The following is a 1,696-nucleotide window of genomic DNA, read 5'->3' as shown; positions in this document are numbered from 1 at the left end:
TGCTGGGATGCCACGGCTTCGGCGGTGTGCTTGAGCCCCGCTACATTGTCGGCGCGGAATCACTTGACCAGTGAGCTATTACGCACTCTTTCAAGGGTGGCTGCTTCTAAGCCAACCTCCTGGTTGTCACGGCAACTCCACATCCTTTACCACTTAGCACACGCTTAGGGGCCTTAGCCGATGATCTGGGCTGTTTCCCTCTCGACTACGAACCTTATCGCCCGCAGTCTCACTGCCACGCTCTCACTTACCGGCATTCGGAGTTTGGCTGACTTCAGTAAGCTTGTCGGCCCCCTAGGCCATCCAGTAGCTCTACCTCCGGCAAGAAACACGTGACGCTGCACCTAAATGCATTTCGGGGAGAACCAGCTATCACGGAGTTTGATTGGCCTTTCACCCCTACCCACAGGTCATCCCCCAGGTTTTCAACCCTGGTGGGTTCGGTCCTCCACACGGTCTTACCCGCGCTTCAACCTGCCCATGGGTAGATCACTCCGCTTCGGGTCTACAGCATGCGACTCAAACGCCCTATTCAGACTCGCTTTCGCTACGGCTCCCCCACACGGGTTAACCTCGCCACACACCATAACTCGCAGGCTCATTCTTCAAAAGGCACGCCATCACCCCAACACCCACAAGGAATGCAAGGCTCTGACGGCTTGTAAGCACACGGTTTCAGGTACTCTTTCACGACCCCTCACCGGGGCACTTTTCACCTTTCCCTCACGGTACTAGTCCGCTATCGGTCACCAGGAAGTATTTAGGCTTACCAGGTGGTCCTGGCAGATTCACACGAGATTTCACGAGCCCCGTGCTACTCGGGAAACACCCAATGGAGACAACAAGGTTTCACCTACCGGACTATCACCGACTACGGTCGACCATTCCAGATCGTTCGACTACCTCATTGTTTTCTTACTCCACGCCCAGTCAGCGGACCAGACAAGAATGCTCCCACAACCCCACACACGCAACGCCCGCCGGCTATCACACGCGCATGGTTTAGCCTGATCCCCTTTCGCTCACCACTACTCAGGGAATCACATGTTGTTTTCTCTTCCTACGGGTACTGAGATGTTTCACTTCCCCGCGTTACCACCAACCACCCTATACATTCAGGTGGCGGCAACACCCCATGACGGGTGCTAGGTTTCCCCATTCGGAAACCCCCGGATCAACGCTCGGTTGCCAACTCCCCGGGGCATATCGCAGGCTCCCACGTCCTTCATCGGCTCCTGATGCCAAGGCATCCACCGTGTGCTCTTAAAAACTTGAACACAACACAAGAAAAAAGATGCTCGCGTTCACTATGCAGTTCTCAAAACACGAACGGGACACCAACCAACAACCACCACCACGACCACCAGAAACCTGATGCGGTATGTGAGGCTCAGCCGGCCCGCCCGCCCAAACCCCACCCACCAACCATGGCAGACAAGATCCGAGACGGCCCGAAGAGACGAACCCGAAAAGCTCCAAGAGCTCCCGTGCCCGTTCCCTCAGGACCCAACAGTGTGCTCGCACCAGCCACCACCCCGACATCTCGCGTTCCCACTCCCAGGAAACCTGGGCGGTACTAACCAGACCGGCATGACAACCGACACGAATAGCCAGTGCTCCACCTATGAGCAAACCCACCCACGAGACATTCGCCCGTGGCATGAGTCATGGACCAACACCCCCAGACTCGATCGCC

The 1,696-nt window shown here is 56.5% G+C and carries 1 rRNA gene (running past one end of the window); it reads right to left on the bottom strand.

The window, feature by feature from the left end:
• Window positions 1-1,277 (bottom strand): 23S ribosomal RNA (locus tag QSK37_RS51255) (its annotated part extends 1,404 nt beyond the left edge of the window); the annotation flags it as partial.
• Window positions 1,278-1,696 lie beyond the last annotated feature (419 nt).

Source organism: Actinoallomurus iriomotensis, assembly GCF_030269445.1.
Taxonomy (GTDB): Bacteria; Actinomycetota; Actinomycetes; order Streptosporangiales; family Streptosporangiaceae; genus Actinoallomurus; species Actinoallomurus iriomotensis.
Note: the sequence above shows the minus strand (reverse complement) of the source record. Positions and strands in the feature narration are given on the sequence as shown.